General features: G+C 42.6%; 16 protein-coding genes. 6 read left to right on the top strand and 10 right to left on the bottom strand.

Features of this window, described 5'->3' with window-relative positions; translation table 11 throughout:
- Positions 1–14: 14 nt before the first annotated feature.
- The 4 genes from BLQ87_RS25575 to BLQ87_RS25560 form a co-directional block, all read right to left on the bottom strand.
- Positions 15–1,436, bottom strand: coding sequence for a RagB/SusD family nutrient uptake outer membrane protein (locus BLQ87_RS25575; protein WP_172664958.1), 1,422 nt, complete (start codon positions 1,434–1,436; stop codon positions 15–17).
- Between the two features lie 8 nt (positions 1,437–1,444).
- On the bottom strand, positions 1,445–4,708 hold the full coding sequence (locus BLQ87_RS25570) for a SusC/RagA family TonB-linked outer membrane protein (RefSeq protein ID WP_172664959.1): 3,264 nt from the start codon (positions 4,706–4,708) through the stop codon (positions 1,445–1,447).
- A 246-nt stretch (positions 4,709–4,954) separates the two neighbouring features.
- A complete protein-coding gene (locus BLQ87_RS25565; RefSeq protein ID WP_074611753.1) occupies positions 4,955–6,085 on the bottom strand; it encodes a FecR family protein in 1,131 nt (376 codons plus the stop codon).
- An 89-nt stretch (positions 6,086–6,174) separates the two neighbouring features.
- Entirely contained in the window at positions 6,175–6,741 is a 567-nt protein-coding gene (locus BLQ87_RS25560; RefSeq protein WP_074611752.1) for an RNA polymerase sigma factor, read from the bottom strand.
- A 288-nt stretch (positions 6,742–7,029) separates the two neighbouring features.
- Here BLQ87_RS25560 and BLQ87_RS25555 point away from each other — a divergent pair, with 288 nt between their 5' ends.
- Together BLQ87_RS25555 and BLQ87_RS25550 are read left to right on the top strand one after the other, a co-directional pair.
- Positions 7,030–7,641: a class I SAM-dependent DNA methyltransferase gene (locus BLQ87_RS25555; RefSeq protein WP_074611751.1), complete on the top strand. Its 612-nt coding sequence runs from the start codon at positions 7,030–7,032 to the stop codon at positions 7,639–7,641.
- 24 nt (positions 7,642–7,665) lie between these two features.
- Positions 7,666–8,799, top strand: a complete 1,134-nt coding sequence (locus BLQ87_RS25550; RefSeq protein ID WP_074611750.1) for an aminotransferase class V-fold PLP-dependent enzyme — start codon at positions 7,666–7,668, stop codon at positions 8,797–8,799.
- A gap of 70 nt (positions 8,800–8,869) precedes the next feature.
- Here the strand turns inward: BLQ87_RS25550 and BLQ87_RS25545 are convergent, their stop codons facing one another.
- Genes BLQ87_RS25545 through BLQ87_RS25535 form a run of 3 tightly spaced genes read right to left on the bottom strand, consistent with a single transcriptional unit; the run spans position 8,870 to position 13,918 of the window.
- Positions 8,870–10,501, bottom strand: coding sequence for an alpha-L-fucosidase (locus BLQ87_RS25545; RefSeq protein WP_074611749.1), 1,632 nt, complete (start codon positions 10,499–10,501; stop codon positions 8,870–8,872).
- Between the two features lie 4 nt (positions 10,502–10,505).
- Positions 10,506–12,467, bottom strand: a complete 1,962-nt coding sequence (locus tag BLQ87_RS25540; protein ID WP_074611748.1) for a c-type cytochrome — start codon at positions 12,465–12,467, stop codon at positions 10,506–10,508.
- A gap of 14 nt (positions 12,468–12,481) precedes the next feature.
- Positions 12,482–13,918 carry a 3-keto-disaccharide hydrolase gene (locus BLQ87_RS25535; protein WP_074611747.1) on the bottom strand — a complete coding sequence of 479 codons (1,437 nt, stop codon included), beginning with the start codon at positions 13,916–13,918 and terminating at the stop codon, positions 12,482–12,484.
- A gap of 283 nt (positions 13,919–14,201) precedes the next feature.
- Between BLQ87_RS25535 and hemW the strand changes: the two genes are divergently transcribed.
- Together hemW and BLQ87_RS25525 are read left to right on the top strand one after the other, a co-directional pair.
- On the top strand, positions 14,202–15,344 hold the full coding sequence (gene hemW / locus BLQ87_RS25530) for a radical SAM family heme chaperone HemW (protein ID WP_074611746.1): 1,143 nt from the start codon (positions 14,202–14,204) through the stop codon (positions 15,342–15,344).
- Positions 15,345–15,354: 10 nt separating this feature from the next.
- Positions 15,355–16,140, top strand: a complete 786-nt coding sequence (locus BLQ87_RS25525) for an SDR family oxidoreductase (RefSeq protein ID WP_074611745.1) — start codon at positions 15,355–15,357, stop codon at positions 16,138–16,140.
- On the opposite strand, the gene BLQ87_RS25520 is transcribed toward BLQ87_RS25525, so the two are convergent.
- Positions 16,133–16,606: a hypothetical protein gene (locus BLQ87_RS25520; RefSeq protein WP_074611744.1), complete on the bottom strand. Its 474-nt coding sequence runs from the start codon at positions 16,604–16,606 to the stop codon at positions 16,133–16,135. The two genes, BLQ87_RS25525 and BLQ87_RS25520, sit on opposite strands and share 8 nt — an antisense overlap.
- Positions 16,607–16,822: 216 nt before the next feature.
- Here BLQ87_RS25520 and BLQ87_RS25515 point away from each other — a divergent pair, with 216 nt between their 5' ends.
- Positions 16,823–17,146 carry a phage holin family protein gene (locus BLQ87_RS25515; RefSeq protein WP_074611743.1) on the top strand — a complete coding sequence of 108 codons (324 nt, stop codon included), beginning with the start codon at positions 16,823–16,825 and terminating at the stop codon, positions 17,144–17,146.
- 144 nt (positions 17,147–17,290) lie between these two features.
- Here the strand turns inward: BLQ87_RS25515 and BLQ87_RS25510 are convergent, their stop codons facing one another.
- The gene (locus tag BLQ87_RS25510; protein WP_074611742.1) at positions 17,291–20,449 is read right to left on the bottom strand and encodes a beta-galactosidase, LacZ type; all 3,159 of its coding nucleotides are present in this window, start codon (positions 20,447–20,449) and stop codon (positions 17,291–17,293) included.
- A gap of 155 nt (positions 20,450–20,604) precedes the next feature.
- On the opposite strand from BLQ87_RS25510, the gene BLQ87_RS25505 reads away from it, so the two are divergent.
- Positions 20,605–21,915, top strand: a complete 1,311-nt coding sequence (locus tag BLQ87_RS25505) for a DUF3472 domain-containing protein (protein WP_172664960.1) — start codon at positions 20,605–20,607, stop codon at positions 21,913–21,915.
- Positions 21,916–21,947: 32 nt separating this feature from the next.
- Here BLQ87_RS25505 and BLQ87_RS25500 read toward each other — a convergent pair whose 3' ends face one another.
- Positions 21,948–23,099 carry a formylglycine-generating enzyme family protein gene (locus BLQ87_RS25500; RefSeq protein ID WP_074611740.1) on the bottom strand — a complete coding sequence of 384 codons (1,152 nt, stop codon included), beginning with the start codon at positions 23,097–23,099 and terminating at the stop codon, positions 21,948–21,950.
- Between the last annotated feature and the right edge of the window lie 91 nt (positions 23,100–23,190).

Below are 23,190 nucleotides of genomic sequence, written 5' to 3'. Positions count from 1 at the left end.
TGGTCTGGATTAAATTATCGGGGAGTGAGTTCGGACAGTGGTAAAGGGAACACGTATTTAGTCGCGTTCATGGTGATATTTCCGCTCGCCACTAAAGGATTTGGAATAGGACTGAGATTTCTTCTCTTATAATAATACCAAAGCTGGCCTTCACCAAAGAATTCCTTTTGATATTCTTTCTGCAGCTCTGTAGTCAGTGTTGCTGTTCCCGGCAGATTCAGTAAGCCCCTATTGTTCCGTACGGTATTCAGGTAAGCGACATTTTGTTCGCTTTCTGCGGCAATATAATAGACTTCACTTATCCTGATCAGGGGAACCGTAAGGCGATAGATCAATTTTTTATCATTGATATCCGCATACTTAAAAAACGTCTTGTAGCCCTTTCCTCCTATCCCCGTCAGTATCCAGTTGGGATTATAGCGGTAGTCATTTTCATTACTTTCGAACGTACTTTTTAAACGACTGTCCAGGGGAGCAAGTACTTCTTTATCCTGCAAATCAGGTGCAAAATAAGCCCTGTAGTTGTCGTACAAGTCTAAGCTTTGCAGGCCAAAAAGAATCTCAGTAGAGAATACCCGGTCAGGATTTGATTTATCAGACAGGATATTCCCGGAAGTAATCCATGGAAATTTTGTCGTATTGCTGATCACTTCTTTGGCCGCAGCAGCAGCTGAAATTTTATCTCCCCGATACAGATATACGCGGGCCTGAAGACCTTTAACTGCGAAATAATTGATGCGATAGTTGCGGTAAGTCAGGTAATCTTTGTCAGACGACCTTACCACTCCCTTTGTTCTGATCGGATCCGAAAGCAACAAACTTTCTGCTTTTTTAAGATCTGTGACAACTTTCTGCATCACCTCATTTGCAGGCAGAATCGGGTTGACTTCGGTTCCGGCTTCTGTATAATAAGGAATCGCAGTTTTCAAAGAATCCGCAGTGCTATAAACCGGGCCGTACATCCGCAAAAGATCAAATTGCAGAAAAGCCCTTAAGGCATAGGCTTCTCCCCGGAACAAAGAATCGGTCTGGGGATCGAGCACTCCGGGATAGACATCCAGGTTTTTAATGAATTTATTTGCATTGACGACATTGATATAGGCGTTGGTCCAGATGTTGTCCAGCCTCGCCTTTACATCTTTATCATCATAGGTATAGGATTGGTATTTTGTGAGGTTGTGAAGCGTACTCACATTATAACGCTGGGCAAATATATCCAGGATAGTACTCGTTAGGGTTGCACCGTAAAGCTTGGTTTTACCCATGTCCAGATAGATCCCGTTCAGGGCATCAGAAATTCCCTGGGGTGTCGCAAAAATCTGCTTCTCGGTGAACTTATCTTCAGGCTGTACGTCAAGCCACTTTTTACAGGAGCCCAACAGCATAAGCGAGCTTAAGCCGATGACGATACATATATTTTTAGCTAATCTTTTCATAATCATAATTAAAAAGTGGCATTTAAACTAAAGGAAACAGACCTTGCAAAGGGATATTCTATTCCCCGTTCTCTTTTTACGCTGGAGATTCGAAAAATATCGTTCATATAAGCGTTGAGGCGAAGGGAGGACAGTCCAACCTGCTTTAACCATTTATTCTGAAGGAAGTTGTAACCAAAGTTTACAGACTCGGCACTCAGCATATTTTCTTTCTGGACAAAGCGGGAAGACATTTCCTGTTTGGTGGTCAAAGCAATTGATTTGAATTGTGTCACATCACCGGGTTGTTTCCAACGATCGTAAAGTGCGCGTCGGTCCTGATTATTCGCCAGTCCCTGAGCGGAGATGTTCTCCACCTTTTCATATAAGGCGGTATTAAAAATATCACGGCCCAGGATGTAGCGGATGTTCATCCCGAAAGTAAAGCCTTTATAGCTCAGGTTACTGCTGAATACCCCTTCAATGGTCGGTTGTGCATTCCCCACCCGAACGATATCACCGGCATCATACCTGAAGGTAGACTGGCCATCTTTTCTGAGGAACATTTCCATCCCTGTGGTCGGGTCAATGCCCAGGGAAGGAACCGCCCAGATGTCATCAGGACTATACCCATCTTTAAAGCGTTGCAAAGTTTTATTGGTCAGCTGTTTGGTATTCAAAGAAGCGAGCTGATTATTGAAGCCGTCATATTTACTTTTATAGATAGAGCCGGTATAACCCAGGGTCCAGACCACACGCTGATCAGGTTTGTAAACAGGAGAGAACTTTACGGTCGCTTCCAGCCCTCGGGTATTCAAGAGGCCTGCATTAATCGGGAAGGAGCTGATTCCGGTAGAAGATGGAAGATCAATGGCCACCACCAATGGATCTGTTCTTTTCTGATAAGCATTGACGTTAAAACTGAGCTTATTACCGAACATGACCAGGTCCGTTCCAATATTGGTTTGTACAGAGTTCTGCCATTTCAGGTTGGGGTTCCCTAAAGAATTTAAGGTTACTCCCTGACCATATATATTGATATAAGAATCGTAACCATAGGTAGAAATAGAAGAAGTGCTGGCAAAATTCTGATTCCCGGTGATTCCGACATTGGCAATCAACCGAAAAGTATTAATCCAGGTAACCGGCTTCATAAAGCTTTCATTATGAATGTTCCAGCCCAGACCTCCGCTATAGTAAGGAGAATATTTTTTGTTGGAACCAAAGGCTGTTGATCCATCATACCTGAAAGACACATCTGCCAGGTAGCGCGCTTTGTAAGCATAATTGGCTGAGGCAAGAATAGAATTTGTACGGGTTTTACCTACCACTGAGGCAGGTCTTGAATCCGGTTTATAGCTATAGGCAAAACTAGGGTTGCCATTACTTGAAGAGGGGAAACCTACCGCTTGAAAGCTTAAATTCTGATTGTCATTCTCCCTGATATCGGCCCGTAGATTGGCTGTTAAAGCATGGCTTCCTGCAAAGACCTTTCCATAGGTTAACATCAGGTTAGCATTATAGCTGAAGTTATCTGTCCTGCTGTTTTTGTAAGAGCCCCGCTCGAAAATACTGCTGTCGTCAAAGCTCGTATGCAAAGGGGAAAGAAAATTCAGGTTGGTAGTGATGGCTTTCTGCACTTGAACTGCTCCCCGCAACATCAGTTCCCGGGTCAGGTCCACGTTCAGCTGAAGGTTATTCTGAATTGCAAAGTTTTTTGTGCTGTTTACATTGTTCAGCCCTGCATTATACAAAGGATTACTCACCTGATAAGTTCTTCCGATATTGTCTTGACTTTGCTCCAGGTACTTCGCATTGCTCTTTCTGTAATATGGATTTGCATTGACAAAATCAGCAAAGGACCCATAAGGAGATTCCTGTCCGGTATAACCATTAATATATATCTGATTCGAAATATTGAATCTTCCCTTGCGGTAGGTCAGGTCTACGTTTCCTGCCCAATCCTCTCTACCGGAACCTTTCATTGCCCCTGTTGTTTTTTTATAGGTCAACCCTACGCCATAACGCAGTGCCTGGTCTCCCCCATCTGCATAGAAGGAATGGCGTTGAGAAAATCCTGTACGTACCGGTTCATTCAGCCAGTAAGTATTTACTCCCCGTTTGACTTCTGCCAGTCGTTCAGCATACATAGAGTCTAAATCCAACTGAAAATGCGGCGAGCTTTCAGCTCCCAGATAATAGATATATCTTCCTGACAAACGTTCAAACTGAAGCTTTTCCTCTGCGTTCATCATGTTATAACCCGTTAAATCCGGGATTTCCACATTTAGGTCTGAATTGTAGTTGATGCGCATTTGCCCCGGTCTTGGCTTCACTGTTTCAATAACCACGACTCCATTTGAGGCTTTTGAGCCGTACATCGCAGTGGAAGCTGCATCCTTCAGAATGACGACGGACGCCACCCTGTTCATGTTCAGATCCACGATCGTCCTCAGGGAAGTTTCAAATCCGTCTAAGATAAATAATGGCTGATTTGGGTCTGAGGCAAACTGATCCTGGAGTGTGGAGGAAATACTTGTTTTACCGCGGATTTCCAGGTTTGGAAGGACATTGGGGTTGGAGCCGAACTTGTTATTTTCCAACTGAATAAAAGAAGGATCTAAAGCCCTGAGGCCCTGAATAATGTTCTGATTGCCCACAGCCTTCAGCTGTTCACCGGAAAAGGTGGCTGTAGCACCAGTGAAAGTATTCTTGTTCCTGGTAATCCCTGTACCGGTAATGACCACATCTTTCATGTTGTTCTCTGCAATTTCCATCCGGATCAGCAATGGTGCCTGGTCTGGTTTAAGCTTAATTTCCTGTGTCTTATAGCCTACAAAAGAAAAGACCAGGATACTTTTATCCGAGGGAACAACGATCTTAAACTCCCCATTTCCATTACTGACGGTATTTCTTCCTGCGGGAGCATTCTTAATTCTGATCGATGCACCGGGAATAGGCCGATCCATTTCATCCAGGACCCTTCCCGAAACGACCATTGCGCTGGTCTGCAGCACACGTGGTTCTATGTACTGGATCACAATTGTTTTCTGTTCAATCCTATAAGTGAAGGGCTGATCTTTAAAACAAAGATCAAGGACCTCCGGTACCGTAGCATTGGCCACGTTAAGGGTAACAGGCTTTGCTTTGAGGAGCATTCCTGCATTATAAAAGAAGTCATAACCAGTCTGCCTTCTTATCTTTTGTATGATCTGCCCCAGTGGAGCATCTTTTTCTTTAAGTGTAATCTGGGCATAGCCGGTTGCGCTAACCTGCAGAATTACAGTGGTCAAGATTATAAAAGTTAGCTTCAATTTCAATAGTATCCTGGCATAAATAGGACGGGATTCGTCATATTTAAATGTCCTGTAAAAATTCATACATTTGTTTGGTTTGGGTTTAGGTTCCAATGTTTATAAGTCGATTTATTTAACATCCTGACCCGAACAATTACTCCAAAAAGAGTACACAGACCAGGGGCGTTGCAACCGCTCCTGGCTCTAATTATTGTTCCGGAAAAGGGTGTGGAAAGTAGAAATTTATGGCATCACGGTAACCCTCCTTCCCTCTACTTTAAAATGAACTGTTCCGATTAATTCCAGTTTATTAAGCATCCAGCCGAGGCTTTTATCTCTTGATGCTGAACCTACATAAACCGATTCGGCGAGTTCTGGCGGACAGATCACTTCGACATCATACCACCTGGCTATTTTTCGCATAATGCTCCCTAGTTTTTCATTGTTAAAAACAAAAGAATTGTTCTTCCAGGCAACCACATCTTCTGTCACCACTTCTGTTACTTTTAAGGAATTATTTTCCAGTACGGACTGTTCGCCGGGTTTAAGTATCGAAGAAGCGTTGCTGTGCTGAGTTTTCACTTTTACCTTACCGGTAAGTAAGGTGGTTTTGACATGCCCGTCATTTTCATAGGCGCTGATGTTAAAATGAGTCCCCAGTACTTCTACGATCTGATCATTTGACTCCACTTTAAATGGTCTGGACCGATCGTGTGTGACTTCAAAATATCCTTCTCCTTTCAGGATTACTTTTCGTTCCTGACCCGCAAAAACAGTTGGGTATTTTAAAGAAGATTCCGCATTTAGCCAGACCTTCGTTCCATCGGGCAGGATAATCTCGTATTGACCTCCTGCAGGTGTACTGATGGTATTGAACCGCTGTTCTTTCGTCAGATCTCCTGAAGCAGGATCAATCCGATACTCCAGCTGACCATCTTTGTTTTTGGTGATGATGATCCCCTGCTGACTGGCCAGTTTTCCATTTGCCACATCGGTAAGGGAAATTTCAGATCCATCAGCTAAAGTCAGGACGGCCTTATTTCCTCCTGGCAATATCTTTGCAGCCATCTCTTTACTGGTCAATGGTTTTACCTTCTGATTCATTTGGAAGAACCACCAGCCCACTGCAACACATAGGATAATGGAAGCCGCAGCAGCAATCTGCGGCCATAAGCGGATCGTTTTCCGCTCGCGCTGATGTACGGGTAAGCCCGCCCAGACCCCGGCCTTTGCCGCGATTAAATCTTCAGGGCTTAAATCAGACATTTCGTCTTTATAATCAAGATACCAGCTTTCCAGCAAGGCGATCTCCTCTTCCGAGCAGTTTCCTTGTTTGTATTTGGCCAGTAATGCTTTCGCTTCTTTATTTTGCATAGGTTGAAAAGGAATAACCCCTTTAAATGATAGACGGGAAAAGATGGGGGGATGGGGTAGAAGAAATTAATATTTTTTTAACAATAACATTACATACTCAGAAAAAGCACCAATCCAAGTTTTAAACGCAAAATTCTCAATGCGTTTTTAACCTGCGTCCTCACCGTCTGCTCCGATAGGTTTAATTGTTCCGCAATCTCCTTATGGCTCATGGCCTGTTTTCTGCTCAGCTCAAAAACCTCCCTCATTTTGGGAGGCAGTTCTGAAATCCCTTTTTCAATCAGCGCAGCAAGCTGCCGCTCCCGAACCTGATGATCAGTCACACAATATCCTTCTTCCAGAAAATGCTGTAAAGAGCTTACATACCTGGATTCTACCTGCTGATGCGCAATCACATCAAGAATCCTGTTCCGTACTGCTGTATAGAGATAGGCCGGTAAGCTCGACTTTAAGACCAGGTCTGCCCGCTTATTCCAAATCGAAGCAAATAGTTCATGGATCACGTCCTGTGCTTCTTCTTTATCTCTCAATCTGCTATAGGCATGGATGTACAATTCGTTAAAATAACGGTTATAAACCACCGTATACGCGGCAGCATCCCCCTCTCTAAGGAGTGCAGTTAATTCTAAATCTGAGAGTAAACTGTAAGTCAACATTTTCGCCCCCGCTATCAATTGAACTTTAAAAAACAGATTTAATTATTTGCACAAAAAATTCTGTCAATTATCTGTGTCATAATTGATTTATCTGCCTAACCAAATAAAATTTTGTGAATTTCAAAAGTAGCATTAAATAGATAAAAATAAAACCCTTCCTCTTCAAAAGCATAGCTTTACGATCAAAATTCTATAAAGAATGATGATATATAGGACGATTACCCAATTTAAGGCGATGATGATGATTGATCTATGACTACATTTGTCTGAATCTTTGAAATTATAGTTATGGAAAAAGATGTTCGTAAAAATGTCTTTGAGGTTTATAATCAAGTAGCGGACTGGTTTTCCGAAAACCGGGATCAAGGTTTAATGGAAAAAAAATACCTGGATGAAGTTATTGCACACCTGAATGATGATTCCTGTATTTTAGATCTTGGTTGCGGAACAGGGATTCCTATTTTAGGTTATTTCCTAAGCCGGAAATTAAACATTACTGGTCTGGATGCCAGTTCCAAGATACTCTCCATAGCAAAGAAAAATTTCCCTTCCACACCATTTATCCAGGCAGATATGCGGGAGCTCTCCTTAAATAAAAAATTCGATGCGATTATTGCCTGGCATAGTTTTTTTCATTTACCTGCGGAAGATCAACCGGCCATGTTTGGCATTTTCGAAAAGCACCTCAATCCCGGCGGGATTTTACTGTTTACTTCCGGTACAATACATGGCGAGGCCTGGGGACAAATTGGCGGAGAAAAGCTATTTCATGGTTCATTGAGTACTGAAGAATACCAAAGGTCTTTAACAGCACACCATTTTAGCCTGTTAAAACATCAGGTAAATGATCCGCAGTGTGGAAATGCCAATATTTGGATGGCAAAATATACGCCGGTATAGTTGACAAATATAAATTTATTAAGAATGACAGACTGGAATAGCGTAAGGGAAGAATACCCAATTTTTAAAGAGCGGATTTATTTACAAACACATAGTGGTGGCCCGGTAACAACCGGCTTAATTCAGGAAACCAACAGATTATTAACGGAACTCGGCCTTTGGGGAGGAGATATTTGCGAACAATGGGATCGGGAAGTCGAAGCCACAAGAGCAGAACTTGCAGGCTATCTCGGTGTCAGTACTGAAGAAACTGCTTTTATCACCAGTACTACGATGGCCATGAATATCATGGCTTACACCTTTCCAAATGACCATAGGATTCTTACTTTTAAGGACGATTTTCCCAATAGTTTTCTTCCCTGGCTACATCAGGGATTTGAGATAGACTATGTGGATTCTGATGAACAGGGGAAGATTCATCTCGCGGATGTAGAAGCAGCCATTACAGCGGATACAAAAATCCTGATCAGCAGTGATGTGATGTACCGGACGGGTTTCAGACAAGACCTGCAAAAGCTGGGTGCCATCTGTAAAGAACGGGGAATTTTATTTATTGTCGATGCTACCCAATCCTTTGGCGTGCTTCCTATTGACATTCAAGCTTGCGGGATTGACATTTTAATGTTTCATGCCTATAAATGGCTGTCAGCGGGATTTGGCATCGGAGGAATGTATGTCCGTAAAGCGTTATTATCTTCCATAAGAAAGCCCTTTATTGGCTTTTTCAATGTTAAATATCCAGGGTATCCGGCAAATGCTTCAGATATTTTGATAAATGAGGATGCAAGTGCCTATGAATTAGGGAAGACACCCTACCTCAATATTCTGATGTTTCGGTTTATGTTAAAGCGTTTTTCTGAAATGGGAACAGAGGCGATTAGCGCGAGGGTAAAAGAACTTGGCAGCTACTTTGTCCTAAAATGTAAGGAACATCAGCTTATCCTGGTTTCAGATTTTGCAGAAGAACACCGGTCTGGGATTTTTAACATAAAGGCACCGGGGATTACCAAAGCGGAACTAAGCGCGCAGCATATTATCGCAAGGGCAGCTCATGGGGTCATTAGCCTGGCAATTAGTTTCTATAACAATGAAGCAGATATAGATACTTTTCTGAACTACCTGGTAAGCAGGAAGCCCTCTTCTGTGGCATCTAAGTAAGCCAGAAACCTAAACGACCGCTAAATATTAAATACTTGGCGGTCGTTTAGCAATGAATCACCATCTGGTCTTACAACGCGCCTTTTACTTCAAAAACCGCGGCATATTTAGATGGACGGACAGCAGGAATGCTGAACGTCAATTTTTCATCTGTTTGTCTAAAGGTAATCCTTTTGCCATCCATCATCTTTACCGACTTGATTTTCCCGGGCAATTGTTGCGATTTCAAACCTAATGCCGGAAGTCCGATCTCTCCTTCGATTGGGTTCAACACAAAAACATACAAAATGTTGCCTTTAGTGGTAAATCTGACTTCGTCATTTCCATAGGGCGGGCTTTTAACTGTCCGCTGATTAAACTGCTCCGATTCAGCTTGTTTTTTCAACGCTTCCAGATCGGCATTGGCAATATTGGTGGCGCGTTTTAAAATCGAATTCAAATTATCGCCATATACTTTCCAGGGTTTACTGGCATAAATGGCAGCACTGTTTTTATTTACCCAGGCTCCAACTTCGTCGAGAATCGCCTTTTCATCAGCGGAAAGGCTCCCAGTAGGTAAAAGCTCTACATTGAGCAATAAATTCCCATTCTTGCTATTCACATCTGCCATCATTTCAATAATCGTCCGGGCGTTATGAACCATTTCCCGATCCTTTTTGTAGAACCATCCACTACTGGTAGTAATAATTCCCTGCCAGGGTTTTGGATTGATGTCGTTTGAGGTGCCGCATTCAATATCTTTTACGATAGCATCATCATCAGAAATTTTACCAGCTGCAACAGCCATAATTTTGCCGTTTTTCTTTAAGCTGTTTTCGAATAAAGTGCGGCAAACTTCTTTTCCAGGCTCACCGTAAGGGAAACCGTAACCATCATACCAAAGCATATCCACATCGTATTTGGTCACCAGTTCTTTGTGACGCAACACCCATGTTTTTTTCATATCCGAGATCCATTCGGGGGTTCTTTTGGCAGGTGGCATTCCATACAAGTCTGCCGGATCAAGCCCATCCCACCATAATCCTTTTCCATCTTCCTTAGTCAGATTTCCATCATAAGGAACGCCTTTCAGCGGACCTGAGCTATCTGAACCAAAAGCAGGAAGCCACCAGCTCAGATAACGGTCATCGTGAGAACTTACCCCAAAAGGCATGTTGTATTTTCGTGCAGATTTTCTAAAATCGCCAACAATGTCCCGTTTAGGCCCAATATTTACTGAATTCCATTTTTGATACGTCGAATTGAAATCGTCAAAATGATCATGATGAACGGCTAAAATCATAAAATATTTAGCCCCCATTTCTTTGAAATACTTCATCAAAGCATCAGGATTTAATTTTTCAGCCTTCCAGGATTGAAGTACTTCTTTGTAACCTGATTTGGAAGGATGACCATATTGTTTCAGGTGATCGGGATAGGCATCTTTCCCGAAAGTCTGACCACCTACATCCTGCATATACATGTGCCGGGCATACCAACCGCCTCCGTTGTCAGGTTGGGACTGTCCTCCCCAATGCAGCCAGATTCCAAAACGGGCTTCGGTATACCATGCCGGAAACTCATAGTTTTGTTTCAACTCCGTCCAGGACTTTTCTTTTTCCTGTCCATAAGCATCCACAGCACATAAAATTACCAGGCTCAGGTACACAACGGATTTGAGCCTGGAATTTATAGCATAGAAAAATGAATGTCTTTTATTCATCTCTTTATTTATTCAAAGAATTGATCCAGTTGGCTATTTTAATCGCGTCTTCTTTAGTAACCTGAGGCATTGGCGGCATTTCTGTTGCATAGCCCGGCCAGTTTTGAGGCTGAGGATTGCGGATCAGGGAAAACATTTTTTCTGCAGTGTAATTGCGCTTTGCAATCTCTGCAAATGCAGGTCCGATTTGCTTTTTTGTAGGATTATGACAAGCAGTACAGGTATAACTGGTTAATAAACCTTTAACCTGAGCATAGCTTGGCGCCGCAGCTGTTTTCACTGCACTCTCTACAGGCTTCTTCGCAATTGTTTTAACACCTGCTTTCGGCTTTTTTGCACCGGATTTTACAGGAATAGCATTAACAACAGGAGCGTTTGCAGAATTTCTGGTGCTCACACCATTCATGGATAATTTCTCCCCGTTTGGAATGCTGTTTAAAGTATAGTAAGCAACCGGATGAATTAAGGAATAAAAATTTTCCTGTGCCCGGACACCTTCAAGCGCAATGGTATGGATATAATACTGACGAAGATTTTCAACAATAAGTCTTGCTCTTAAACCATCAGCCGAAACTTTAACACCTTTAATTTTTAAATTTTCTTTATTTACCGGAGGGGAGCCATAAACCGCATGATATTTATACAGGTAACTTTCAATATGGTATGAGGCTAAATCTTCCGCTGATTTTAAATCAACCGGTTTGGTAAATTCGATTTCAAAACCATCAGGCATTGCCCTTACCGCTTTCATCTCAAAAGGCATTTTATTGTTGTAAACCAAACGTTCCAGACCTTCATTTGCATCACCTGCAGATCCCCAGCCGCGGTTCGTTTCTCCAACAAACAAGGACCCATCATTAGCCCAGGCCATTCTTAGTACACCTGAACGGAATCCGGCTCTGAACAGGAATGCAGCACCCTGCTCTACCCCGTTTACAGTTTCAAGAAATACCCTTGAAATGAGACTCATCCCCTGATCACCAACAAGAACCTGACCTGCAAAAGGACCAAAAGTTCCCTCAGGAATTTTGACAGGTTCTGAGTTCGAGATCCCAAGGACACCGTGAGGAAGCCATACAGATGGTAATCTTAATTCAGGAAAGTCCTTTTTCATTTCCCACAACATCTTGAAATTTTCATTCACTCTGTTTTCAGGCTTAACTGCTCTTCCTTCGGCATTTCTTGATCTTCTTCCATCCATTTTTGAATTAAAATATTCTTCCGTGAGTTTGACCGGGGAATCAGATCTGCCAGTCCATGTTAATCCTGCCGGGTGGCCTAAGAAATCTCCTTTTTCTACTTTCCAGAGCCCACCGGAGCCAAACCAGTCGCCCTGATTATCTGTATAATACAGTTGACCATCAATGACGTTCAGACCTGCCGGAGAACGTTGACCTGTTGCCCAGGGCTGCATTTTTCCATCTTCAGTAATGTTCATTGTCCAGCCACGCATCGGTACACGGCTTTCTGCACGCCACCATTCTTCATCGCCAAATGCGACGTTACCGGTAACAAAGAAAGTACCGTCTTTAGCAATTTTTGGCCCGAAACTATATTCATGATAGTGCCCACTTAATGGCCAGGCATAGACCGTTTCATAAACATCGGCTTTACCATCCTGATTTTTATCGATCAGTTTAGTCAGTTCACCCCGTTGCGCACAATATAATGCCCCATCTTTGTAGGCAAGTCCTAATACCTCATGTAAACCCGAGGCAAATTTTCGGAAATAAGGATTTTTACTTGTTGGATTTTCGACGATGTAAACCTCTCCTCTTCTGGTGGAGATCCCAAGATCTCCATTTGGTAAAGTAACCAATCCACCAACCTCTAAAATTGGTCCTTCAGGAATCTTTACCCTGTTTATTTTGAAAAAATCTTCTTCTTTTGGTGTTTCCTGAGCAAACACTGTTATAAAACTAAAACCTAAAGCCAGCGTTGCCAGCGTTTTAAAAATGCACTTCATGACCTAACCTCTTTTTAAAATAAAATAGAATAATTTAACTTTCCGCGAACCAGAACAACAAGTTGCTTTCTGCCATCAACCTCTCTGATCACAGGTTTGTCCTTCGTGTCGTCAAATTTTAAATAGAAAGATTGTCCCTCTGCAAGGTAAAGTCCTTTGGAAATTTCTAAGAGGTCTGAGGCATCAGCTATTAAGGCATAAATATGATCAACAGGAGTTTCAAGAATAATCTCTCTGCTTAATCCCTGTCCATTATCAAGTGCTTTGATCGCATCTGAAATCCTGGTACCATACATGTTGTAATTAAATGTAGGACGATCCTGAGTGTCTAATGTATAACCTTTGGTTTTAAATCCAGTACCGGTGGTATCGGTTAACCATGTTCCCTGAGCATCGTTAAGTTTGGCTAAAGCAGGAACCGGCTTTTTAGTGAAGGCAGTTACACTTCCACGGGGTCTTGAGGTACCGTTACCTCTGTCATGCCACATTGGAGTAGCCTCAATAAACTCACCATGCCATGCCTGAAGCAATGCGCCATTGTCTAAGTCATAGCTATAGTGAACCTGAGCAGGACTACCTACAGAAATCGCATGAACTACTTTAGGACCACCGGGAACATCAACAAAACTGCGAATGTTTGGCGTATTGGCTACATCAATATAAATGGGATCCGTATCGCTCCCTCCTCTTTGTCCGCCGTTTAACATTCCGGCAGGCAATTTTGAAGTTTTGATATTTCTGAAAGCGACCGCACCATGATCTCCCTGCAAACGTAAAGCACCTAAAGCTTTTTCTTTATCATTTGCTCCTCTTGTAGGTCCAAATAATTCGATATTATCATGGATAAGTACACCATTTAATTCTACGCTTAACATTCTTGCATTAGCGGTCTTGTTTCCGGAACCATCGAAACGGGGTGCCTGGAACGCAATTTTAATATGCTGCCATAAGCCGGGCGCTTTACTCGCGTTTTGTCGTGGTGCATATCCCTGATACCCTTTCTGACCTTCTGGTTTTGAATCGTCCCAACGCTGGTAAATTCCACCATTGTTCGCAGATGTTGGATTCAATATGCCCCATGAATCTTCTAATTGAACTTCATAAATCCCCTGAAGATAAATTCCCGAATTTGCTCCTTTTGCAAGCAAATAATCTAACTCCAGAATCAGGTCACCATGTTCGGCCACGGTTAAAAGATCGGCTCCATGGTCTTTCTTTGTAGGTACATTTACCAGAATTCCTGTCCCGTTTACCGTGTTTAAGACGTTTACATCGTTCAAACTGCCCGTAACGCCTTCGGCAAGTGTCCAGGTATGCCCGGGAACTTTAAACAAAGAAAGATCTTTGAGTTCAATTTTGGACTGATCGGCGAGTTGCTGAGCAGATACCAGTGCTGTTCCTAACAACCAGATAAAAGCGGTTGTTCCAAACTTTAAATAATTAAATTTCATGTTGTGTGTTATGGTTTAAAAAAATAAATATAAATGATATTTGGTACATTTGGCTATACTCCGTCATATTTGAAATCCAGCGTCTATGTCGGTTGAATAACAGACATAAACAGCAAAAATATTTCTTAAAGACATCATTTATGATCCAGCTTTATGTGTAAACAAATATTAAGCGCTAACCATCCTATCCACTACATCTAATTTGATCATTACAGATGCTATTTTTGCATCTTTTTGTGGCATACTTTCCGCTTGCTAATTCTTTATACCTTACTTTTGTATTATGTCCGGTATCTACATCCACATTCCATTCTGCAAAAAAGCCTGCACGTATTGCGATTTCCATTTCAGCACTTCTCTAAAGTATGTTGATGAAATGACGGAGGCCATTTGCACAGAAATCATCAGGAAAAAAGATAGAATTGCAGACCATCAGGTAGGCAGTATTTACTTTGGTGGAGGAACACCTTCTGTATTGCCTGCTGCAGCATTTGAAAAGATCTTCAATACCATAACTAAACATTTTTCCGTCTCGTCAGATGCAGAGATCACGATTGAAGCCAATCCGGACGATCTGGATGGAAAGAAGATCAAAGAATTAAGGCAACTGCCTGTGAACCGCTTCAGCATCGGCATCCAGTCCTTTTTTGATGAAGACCTGATCTGGATGAACCGGGCACACAATTCCGGCGAAGCGGAAAATTGTATCAAAAGAAGTCAGGATGCAGGATTTGAGAATTTAAGTATCGATCTGATCTATGGCTACCCTATGCTCACCGACCAGAAATGGCTGAGCAATATTAATAAAGCCATTGAATTTGAAACACCGCACATCTCCGCCTATTCTTTAACGGTAGAACCGAGGACAGCCCTCGCCCATGCCATAAAAAGAGGGAAACAGGTGCCGGTAAATGACGAACAAAGTGCAGACCAGTTCATCTCTTTAATTGAGCGGCTTGAAAAAGCAGGCTTTGAACATTACGAGATTTCGAATTACAGTAAGCCAGGCAAATACGCCGTTCATAATACGAATTACTGGCGCGGCATTCCTTATATTGGCATCGGCCCCTCTGCCCATGGCTTTGACGGAGAAACACGCTACCTGAACATCGCAAATAACGCAGCCTATCTGAGCGACATCAGGGAGGGCCGCTTACCGGAAACCATTGAAACGCTGGATCTTTACGACCGTTTCAATGAATATATGATGACTTCCCTGAGAACCATGTGGGGAAGTAGTTTAAATAAAATTGAAGCCGACTTTGGCAAGGTATTCCTCCATGACACCCTTAAAAGCATCCAACCTTTTATAGAACGGAAATGGCTGATGAATGAAAAGGAACACCTAACTTTGACTCTGGACGGGAAACTTTTTGCAGACCATATTGCCTCTGAATTGTTTCTGATACCAGAAGACCACCATTAATGATCATATAATGAAAGATAAAGTTGTTTGGATCACCGGAGCATCATCCGGCATCGGAGAAGCATTGGTATATGCCTATAGTCAGCTGGGTGCCAGACTGATTATCTCTTCGCGTAACCGTGATGAACTGTTTAGGGTGAAGAACGGATGTAAAAACAAAATCAACGTTCATGTACTGTCTTTAGATCTTGAAAATACCGCAGCATTGGCAGACAAAGCAGAAGAAGCCATCCGCATCTTTGGTAAAGTTGACCTGCTGATCAATAGTGGAGGAATTAGTCAGCGGAGCCTTGCCCTGGAAACAGAGCTGGCGGTAGAACAACGCCTGATGAATGTGAACTTCTGGGGTACCGTAGTCTTGAGTAAAGCCGTATTGCCGCTAATGATCACAAATGGCGGTGGTCAGGTCGTTTGTATCAGTAGTCTGGTCGGGAAGTTCGGCACAAAGCTTCGCTCTGCTTACGCGGCCTCTAAACATGCCCTACATGGATATTTTGATTCTGTACGGTCTGAGCTTTTTGACCAGGGCATCCACATCACGATGGTTTGTCCGGGTTTCATCAAAACAAAGGTTACCCTGAATGCTTTAACTTCCAACGGAGTGCCACAGGGAACGATGGACAGCGCACAGGAAAACGGCATGCCTGCTGAGGAATGTGCAAAGCTGATTGTCAATGCGATCAGACTTCGTAAGGAAGAGGTTTATATCGGAGGCAAAGAAGTGAAAGGGGTCTGGCTAAAAAGATTTTTCCCCTTACGCTTCTCTAAATATTTAAGAACGGCAAAGGTTACTTAATCACCTTGCCGTCAATCTTAATGCTTTTCCAGTCTTCATCCAGGCCTGAACCTTTGATATAACTCACTTTATGTGTATTTCCTTTTAAGTTAGGATGATACACCATATCGAACTCAAAAGTCATCTTCTTATCGGTCTTTTCTGTCACTTTGACTTTATAATCGTTCTGCGATTTATCGCCAAGGGTATAAAACTCGTCGTTTACTTTTGCGTTGAATTTTGCATGGGTATACACCTTCTTAGGCTGATCCGGATAAGATTCCAGCAATTCATTATTTTCATCCATTCTCAGATATTTGATATCTGTGGCATCTCCGCCAACTAAAGAATAGAATTTATAATACAACTTATTGTCAATCCTCAGGGTATCCTGAATCTCGGTATAAGTGTGTTCTCCCATTTTCCAGGAATTTCCAATTTGCATGGGCATAAAGGACTCTGCGGCGGTAAGTTCTTTTGTAGTCATCACTTTCGGTTGACAGGAAGAGAAAATTATTAGAATAAAAAATGATAATAGCGGGATGTTTTTCATAAGATCTATAATTAATTTAGTATAACATACTAAACGTAAGATAAATAATATCCGCTACAAATTAAAGTTAATTAATTTTATTTACATACACCCACCCTCAAAGCAATTTCTGGATTGATTTTTGACCCGTACAAAACTTAAAAAAACGACATGAACTTTATTATCACCTTACTCGTCAATGCAGGAATCCTTTTGGGAATGACTTATGTATTGCCAAGCGTTAAAATTAAAAATTACGGTACGGCCATTCTGGTAGCCCTGGTGATTGGTTTACTGAATGCAACGCTAGGCATGTTCCTCAGGTTCCCAATGAATGTAGTCACACTCGGTCTGATCTCCTTTGTTGTTCATTTGGTCGTTACTGCCATCATGATCAAATTGGCAGATAAGTTTTTTGATGATTTTGAAATCAAGGGTTTTACTCCGGCATTGATCATTGCATTGGTAATGGCAGTAGCAGGAATGCTGTTATAAGCGAAACCGGACTCCGCTTCGGCTTCCCGGGCGCAAACGTTTGCGCAGTATTTCTCAACCATCTATAAAACAAATGGTTAAAAACAAAAACAGGGCTTTCGGATGATGATCCAAAAGCCCTGTTTTTTATAATATCAATGTATCTTATTTAATTGGCTTGATCCAATACGAATACTGATGTGCTGCAAAAGGCACTCTGTATTCTTTTAATGGCATGGCACCCCAGCTATCCATTCCTTGTAAACCACTTTGAACCAGATCCAGGTGCATGTAAATCCGATCTCTTTTTATAAGCTCACCGGAGTGGTATTGCTTTTTCTCCACTTCAGGATCAAGATCATCCAGGCTATATGGAAGCGCAGAAAAGCTCAACAAACTATCTGCCATTCCAAAGCTCAATCCTTTACCTTTTTTGTCGGTAAAATTCACCCAGCGAACATCAGTTTTGTTCCCACTCTCCTGAGGACGCGCATAAGGAAAGTATTGCTCATCTATCGTCTGGTTGTATAAACCTACAAAAGATGCGGTTTTACGGTCCCAATAGTTTTCGCCCGGTCCACGTCCATAGAAATTGATTTTACTCAATGCTGCGTTTAATTGTAAATCATTTCCGATGCGCTGCATCAATGGGTATTTCCCTTTAATGGCTGTAAAACGGTTGTCTACTTTCACTATGCCATCAGGTCTGATGGTAAACGTTTGTTCCACCGTTGCTTCTCCGTTGATCAGTTCCTTTTTAAAGGTCGCAATCACTTCGCCTGAAGCTGCGGCCTGTACATCTGCAGAAATTAGTTTTCCTTCCGAATACGCGTTTCTCCATTTCCTCAGGCTACTGTTAAATCCTGCACCGATATCGTTATCTGTTGATGCGCGCCAGAATCCAGGTTGAGGGCCTTCAGACAACAACTGACTGCCTTTTAGAGTATATCCTGTCATCAGTCCTTTTTCCAGATCAAAGGCTACAGAAAAATCGCTTCCTTTAACTACTGCTTTTCCAGAAGGTTTTTCCATAGTTAATTTTCCATTGGCAGCAGCAAAGGCCGATGCTTTTGGTGCCCCACTCCATACAAATTGTTCTGTAGAAATGGTATATCCCGCAGGAAGGAAAGGTTCCGCTACTTTCAGGTCGTAATATACATTCAGAAAATACTCTGCACCGGCTTTCGCTTTAGTTTTAATGGCCAGGCTCAGCTCTTTTTCTGTTCTGGCTTCAATCACTGGAAGGTTCTGCGTTCCTTTTTCTACGATCTTACCGTTTTCTAAAAGTTCCCAGTTTAATTTCACATTGTCCAGCCCCTTAAAGAAATAAGAGTTGTTGATTTTTATAGTATTATTGCCTTCGTATTTCGTTTTGATGTACTGGTAAATCTTCTTCACCTCTACCGCCATCGGCGTCATGCCACGATGGTTCGTTACCACACCCTTTACGCTAAAGTTATTGTCGCTGAAATCCTCGTTAACAGGTCCGCTTAAAGGAAAATCTCCGCCATAAGCATTGATGCGTTTCCCATTTTTTACCGTATCAATTGCCTGGTCAATCCATTCCCAGATGTAACCACCCTGCAGGTTTGGCTGACTCTCGATCACATCCCAGTATTCTTTAAAGTTACCCAGACTATTTCCCATAATGTGGGCAAACTCACTCATGATCAGTGGGCGGTCGGGCTTGCTGTTCGCATATTCTTTCAACCAGTTTGGATCAGGATACTGAGGAACAATCATATCCGTATTGTAGTCTTCCTCTGCACGTTCATATTGTACCGGGCGAATGTCATTTGCCTTCAGCCAATCATAAGCTTCATAAAAATTCCTTCCGTTACCTGCTTCGTTTCCTAAAGACCAGGTCACTACTGAGGAGTGGTTTTTATCGCGTTCATACATTCTCTGAATCCGCTCCAGATGAGGAATTCTCCATTGCTTATCATTTCCAAAAGTATAATCGAGATCATAATAACGGCCATGAGATTCAATGTTGGCTTCATCGATTACGTATAAACCATACTCATCGCAAAGCTCCATCCAGTAGGGATCAGGAGGATAATGAGAATGCCTTACGGAGTTTACATTCAGCTTTTTCATCATTTCCATGTCTTTACGCATGTCTGCTCTGGTTAGCGTATGCCCCTGGGTAGCATTGTGCTCATGACGGTTCACGCCTTTAAAGAACACACGTTTTCCGTTAACGAGGAAATTATTGTTCACAAGTTCGATGGTTCGGAAACCAATTCGCTGAGGAATAACTTCGATCACTTCTCCTTTTTTATTTTTCAAGGTGATGAAAAGCGTGTACAAATTCGGAGTTTCTGCAGTCCATGCTGCTACGTCTCCAACTTCTGTATTGAACTTCACCTTACTTTTATAATTGCCGAGGACTGTTTTTACTCCTTTTGTTTCATCCTTATAAACAGATTTCCCTTTAGGATCAATCAGTTCCAGTTCTACGGCAAACGTATCTGGCTTGCTATGGTTGGTCTTCCTGTCGATTCTGTAGCTATTAATTTCGGCATCTAATGACAGTAATCCGTTTTTGTAGGATTTATCGAGTGTAGCAATGGCTTTGAAATCCCTTACATCGAGTTTTGGGGTAGCATACAGGTATACATCACGCTCAATTCCTGAGATTCTCCACATGTCCTGACATTCGAGGTAGCTGCCATCACTCCAACGGTAAACCTGTAAAGCAACAAGGTTCTCACCTGCTTTTACATATTTGGTGATGTCAAATTCCGCGGCGAGTTTACTGTCTTCGCTATAGCCAACTTTCTTCCCGTTTACCCAGATAAAAAAGGCGGATTTTACTGCGCCAAGGTGAATAAATACCTGACGGCCATCCCAGTTCTGAGGAAGGTTGAATTTCTTCCTGTAGGAACCTACCGGATTGTTATCTTCAGGAATATCAAAAGGAGGGTTCATTCTTGAACCTGTATTTTTGCGTCCTGCAAATTCATAAGGTTGGTTTACATAAATCGGTAAACCATAGCCATTGGTTTCCCAATTGGCGGGAACTTTAAAGTTATCCCATTTCGTATCGTCAAAAGTTGTTTTATAGAATTCTTCCGGGCGTTTACGCGGGTCCTGAACCCAGTTAAACCTCCACTGGCCATTGAGGGTCATAAAGTATTCGGATTTCTCCTTCTCCCGTTTTGCAGCCATCGTTTTGCTTTCGTAAGCAAAAGCTGAGGCCCTCATCGGCATCCGGTTCACTGAAACCACCTCAGGAGTCTGTAGCTCAGCAGGTAATTGCTGGCTCATTACTGCTGATGAGGCCAATAATAATGATAGTGATGTAAAAAGCTTTTTCATTTGTGTGTTTAAATTGTATTGCGCTATCTAACGTAATTATATTTTGTCCAAATCTTCAACGCAAACGTTTGACTGAATTTTGATCCTTGTTTTGCCTCTCCTTTTCCTAATTTCATCAAACAATCAACAAAACAACCACAAACACACAAATGAACATGAGAAAATTAACCTTTTTCCTTCTTGCTTTTCAGCTGCTGCTCCTTCCGGCATCTTTCGCCGGAAGCAGGGCTGAAACCGAGCCGGCCACGATCACCATCCCCCTGGGGGGCAACGGTTATGTGGAAAAGAATGGCCATGCAAGAATAAAAAATGAGGGCCTGAGCAATTGGAGCGATGCCTCTGATGTAATTGCCATTTACTTTCGTACTGAAGCTGCGGGAGATGCAGAATTGTCACTCCGGTTGAGCGTTCCCGAAGGAAACAGCAAAATCAGCCTGACAGTAGCGGGAACAACGCTGACTAAAGAAGTAAACAACCTGGGCGCTGCAGTTGTAAAACTGGGCAATGTTAAAATAACAGCACCAGGATATGTAAAAGTAGAGTTAAGGGGGCTGAGTAAAACCGGACAGGTATTTGCCGAAGTATCCGATCTGCTGGTGAGCGGAAGCGCCCTGGACAATGGAGCAGTGTACGTAAAGAACAATGAAGGCAGTTATTTCCACTGGGGAAGAAGAGGCCCATCTGTCCATCTAAACTATACGATTCCCGCAGCAGCGGAAAACAAAGTAGAATGGTTTTATAATGAAATCATGGTCCCTGAAGGAGAGGATAAACTAGGTACCTATTATATGGCCAATGGATTTAGTGGCGGATATTTTGGAATGCAGGCGAATTCCCCTACAGAACGCAGGGTACTTTTTTCCATCTGGAGCCCTTTTTCTACGGACGATCCGAAGTCTATTCCCGATAGCATGAAGGTGATCCTGCTAAAAAAAGGAAGCAAAACCAGGACAGGTGAATTTGGCAATGAAGGTTCCGGCGGACAAAGCTATATGATCTATCCATGGAAAGCGGGCAAGAGTTATGCTTTTTTAACTCATGCCAAGCCAAATCCAGCTAAGAAAACTACGGTTTATACGGCTTATTTCAAAGATCTGGAAAAGGGCGACTGGCAATTGGTAGCCAGCTTTGAGCGCCCGCAATCGGCGGTTTACCTAAAAGGAATTTATTCCTTCCTTGAAAACTTTTCACCGGTAACAGGGGATCAGTCCCGCCGGGGCGATTATAAAAACCAATGGGCTGTAGATGCAGCGGGAAAATGGCATGAAGTTACCGATGCGACATTTACTGCCGATGCGACCGCAAGAATCAATTACCGAAAAGATTATACCGGAGGATCTGACCAAACCTCTTTCTATTTAAAAAATTGCGGATTCTTCAATGATTTCACCCCCATTAAGACTCCATTTCATAGGAAATCAACAGGAAAAACACATCCTGCAATAGATTTCAATAAGCTGCCTTAGGTAGGCAGCTCATCAGGACTGGATAAAGAATATCATTTGGAAACACACCGGAAGCCGGTATTCTCCAGTCCTGTATCCATAGAAGACTTCATCTTGGAAGTTACGCGATACCCTTTGCAATAAGAAGAATGACACATAAATGAGCCTCCCCGTATCACTTTCTTAGGAATCCCAGGTTCTGCAGCATCATAGCTGTCCTTTGGCCCTGTAGGGTTTACAGTCGGCCCTTTCAGGCCCTGATAGTAATCTTCGCGGTACCAGTCGGCAGTCCATTCCCATACATTTCCTGCCATATCGTATAAGCCGTATCCGTTTGCGGCAAATGACTTCACGGGAGCAACACTTGAATAACCATCTGTCTTTTTATCTGAATAAGGAAACTCTCCCTGCCAGGTATTGGCTTTAACCTTACCTGAAGCGAGGTCTTCATCTCCCCATGGGTATTTCTTTTCTCTGAGCCCGCCTCTTGCCGCATATTCCCACTCCGCTTCTGTAGGCAGACGTTTTCCTGCCCATTTCGCATAAGCAGTGGCATCGATCCAGGAAACCTGGGTTACAGGAAGATTTTCTTTCCCTTTAATATTGCTTTTAGGTCCCTGGGGATGCTTCCAGCTTGCTCCGGGCGTCCAGCTCCACCATTGTGAAACATCGTTAATGTCGACTCTCCCTTTTGGCGGACTAAAAGTAAGTGAGGCAGGTTGCAATTGTTCTTCCGAAGGTTTTGGAGTCCCCGGAGGCAATTGTTTTTTTATTTCTTCCCAATCTGGTTTCTGCTCTGCCTGTGTCACATAACGCGTAGCCTTTACAAAAGCTGCAAACTGGGCATTGGTTACTTCAGTTTCATCAATCCAGAAACCATCCATCTTTACGTCATGGGCAGGATATTCATCTCTTCTGCCTTCTTTATCTGCAGCCCCCATTCTGAAAGAACCTGCAGGAATAAATTTCATTCCCTGATGCGAAGCAAGACCTTCCTTCTCCGCTCCGGCAATCGTTTCTATTCCGGTAACCGCTCCATATCGTTTAGGCAGGTTGGAATTACAACAAGCAGAGTCAGTATGGTTTGAGTGGTCCACACCAGCGACGGAATCTGCAGCAACACCTGCCAATCCTTTCTTGTCGCTTTTCTGATTGCAGGCTGTAACGGCCAACATAAAAAACAAATACAAAAGTTCTCTTTTCATAAAAAATAATGGTCATATTCAGGAATCTCTAAAAGCCATAAAGCAGGATCCCGAACGCGGAATAATGAAGGGCAAAATAATGATAAAAAGT

Origin of the sequence: Pedobacter steynii, from assembly GCF_900103665.1 — a bacterium.
In the GTDB taxonomy this organism is placed as follows: domain Bacteria; phylum Bacteroidota; class Bacteroidia; order Sphingobacteriales; family Sphingobacteriaceae; genus Pedobacter; species Pedobacter steynii.
This window is presented reverse-complemented; position numbering and strand designations above follow the sequence as displayed.

Bases quoted from the DNA above. Each gene is read 5' to 3' on its own strand.
- hemW (WP_074611746.1), top strand. From the start codon at position 14,202: ATGTCCGGTATCTACATCCACATTCCATTCTGCAAAAAAGCCTGCACG.
- BLQ87_RS25555 (WP_074611751.1), top strand. From the start codon at position 7,030: ATGGAAAAAGATGTTCGTAAAAATGTCTTTGAGGTTTATAATCAAGTA.
- BLQ87_RS25545 (WP_074611749.1), bottom strand. From the start codon at position 10,501: ATGAATAAAAGACATTCATTTTTCTATGCTATAAATTCCAGGCTCAAA.
- BLQ87_RS25575 (WP_172664958.1), bottom strand. From the start codon at position 1,436: ATGAAAAGATTAGCTAAAAATATATGTATCGTCATCGGCTTAAGCTCG.
- BLQ87_RS25550 (WP_074611750.1), top strand. From the start codon at position 7,666: ATGACAGACTGGAATAGCGTAAGGGAAGAATACCCAATTTTTAAAGAG.
- BLQ87_RS25505 (WP_172664960.1), top strand. From the start codon at position 20,605: ATGAGAAAATTAACCTTTTTCCTTCTTGCTTTTCAGCTGCTGCTCCTT.
- BLQ87_RS25525 (WP_074611745.1), top strand. From the start codon at position 15,355: ATGAAAGATAAAGTTGTTTGGATCACCGGAGCATCATCCGGCATCGGA.
- BLQ87_RS25535 (WP_074611747.1), bottom strand. From the start codon at position 13,918: ATGAAATTTAATTATTTAAAGTTTGGAACAACCGCTTTTATCTGGTTG.
- BLQ87_RS25510 (WP_074611742.1), bottom strand. From the start codon at position 20,449: ATGAAAAAGCTTTTTACATCACTATCATTATTATTGGCCTCATCAGCA.
- BLQ87_RS25515 (WP_074611743.1), top strand. From the start codon at position 16,823: ATGAACTTTATTATCACCTTACTCGTCAATGCAGGAATCCTTTTGGGA.
- BLQ87_RS25500 (WP_074611740.1), bottom strand. From the start codon at position 23,099: ATGAAAAGAGAACTTTTGTATTTGTTTTTTATGTTGGCCGTTACAGCC.
- BLQ87_RS25540 (WP_074611748.1), bottom strand. From the start codon at position 12,467: ATGAAGTGCATTTTTAAAACGCTGGCAACGCTGGCTTTAGGTTTTAGT.
- BLQ87_RS25560 (WP_074611752.1), bottom strand. From the start codon at position 6,741: ATGTTGACTTACAGTTTACTCTCAGATTTAGAATTAACTGCACTCCTT.
- BLQ87_RS25565 (WP_074611753.1), bottom strand. From the start codon at position 6,085: ATGCAAAATAAAGAAGCGAAAGCATTACTGGCCAAATACAAACAAGGA.
- BLQ87_RS25520 (WP_074611744.1), bottom strand. From the start codon at position 16,606: ATGACTACAAAAGAACTTACCGCCGCAGAGTCCTTTATGCCCATGCAA.